1 protein-coding gene and 1 pseudogene are annotated in these 1,427 nt (G+C 64.4%); both read left to right on the forward strand.

Features of this window, described 5'->3' with window-relative positions; translation table 11 throughout:
- Nucleotides 1-325: pseudogene (locus ISO4_RS16790) on the forward strand (IS3 family transposase); the annotation flags it as partial.
- Complete coding sequence (locus ISO4_RS16795) at nt 322-1,383, forward strand: IS3 family transposase (protein ID WP_228548227.1); 1,062 nt, start codon at nt 322-324, stop codon at nt 1,381-1,383. The pseudogene ISO4_RS16790 and the gene ISO4_RS16795, both read left to right, overlap by 4 nt.
- Nucleotides 1,384-1,427 lie beyond the last annotated feature (44 nt).

Below are 1,427 nucleotides of genomic sequence, written 5' to 3' on the forward strand. Positions count from 1 at the left end.
CCAGTGGACCAGCCAGGAGAAGTTCCAGATCGTCCTGGAGACGGCCCCGATGAACGAGGCCGAACTCAGCGCCTATTGCCGCGAGCGTGGGCTCTACCCCGAGCAGGTAGAGGCCTGGCGGGATGCCTGCATGAACGCCAACGATGATGCAGCGGCCCAGGCCAAGCAGCTCCGCCAGGCGCGCAAGGCGGAGCAGAAGCGGCTCCGTAAGCTGGAGCGCGAGCTGCACCGCAAGGACAAGGCTTTGGCCGAGACGGCGGCGCTGCTGGCCCTATCAAAAAAAGCCGAGGCGATCTGGGGCACGACCAACGACGAGGACGACTGACCAGCCTCCCGGATCGCCAGCGCATCGTGACCCTGGTGCAAGACGCCCAGCGTGACGGTGCTCGGCTGGCCAAGGCCTGTCAGGTGATGGGCATCAATGTGCGGACCTACTATCGCTGGGTCGCCGGAGGCGAGGTGACGGCGGATCGCCGTCCCGATGCCGATCGCCCGGAGCCAGCCAACAAGCTGTCGCCCGAGGAGCGAGAGGCGATCGTGGCGCTGTGCAACGCCCCGGAGTATCGGAGTCGCCCGCCGGCCTTCATCGTGGCCGATCAGGCGGACAAGGGCCGCTACCTGGCCTCGGAGTCGACAATGTACCGAGTCCTTCATGAATACGACCAGCAACACCACCGGGGCCGACAGCAGGCCCCACAGCGCAAGCGCTCTCCGACGACACACCAGGCCACGGCGCCGAACCGGCTGTGGTGCTGGGATATCAGCTGGTTGCCGGGCCCAGCACGCGGTACCTGGTGGTACCTGTACCTGATCATGGACGTCTTCAGCCGCAAGATCGTTGGGCACGAGGTCTACGAGACGGAGACTGGTGAGCTGGCCGCCGAGCTGATCCAGAAGGCCTGCTGGCGAGAGCACCTCACTGAGCGTCACAAGCCGCTGATTCTGCATTCAGATAACGGCAGCCCGATGAAGGCGGCGACCTTCCTGGAGAAGCTCTACGACCTGGGCATCACCCCGTCGTACAGCCGACCAAGGGTCAGCAATGATAACGCCTTCGCCGAGTCGGCTTTCAAGACGCTGAAGTACCGGCCGGGCTTCCCCATCGACGGTTTCGCGACCCTGACCGAGGCCCAGGAGTGGGTCCAGCGATTCACCGAGTGGTACAACCACGAGCACCGGCACAGCGCCCTTCGCTACGTCACGCCGAGTCAGCGTCATAACGGCGAGGCCAAAGGCATCCTGGCGCAGCGCCGGGAGGTCTTCGAGGCGGCGAAGCAACGTCACCCAGAGCGCTGGTCGGGTGACATCCGGAAACTCAGCCTGCCAGAGGTAGTGCACCTGAATCCCGAGAAGGACCCGGTGCCGCAGGCAGCAGGGTTTTAAAGAGCCAGAACCACTTTATGTGCCAACTATGTTGACAGACTCCG

Source organism: Alloalcanivorax venustensis ISO4, assembly GCF_015356855.1.
Lineage (GTDB): Bacteria > Pseudomonadota > Gammaproteobacteria > Pseudomonadales > Alcanivoracaceae > Alloalcanivorax > Alloalcanivorax venustensis.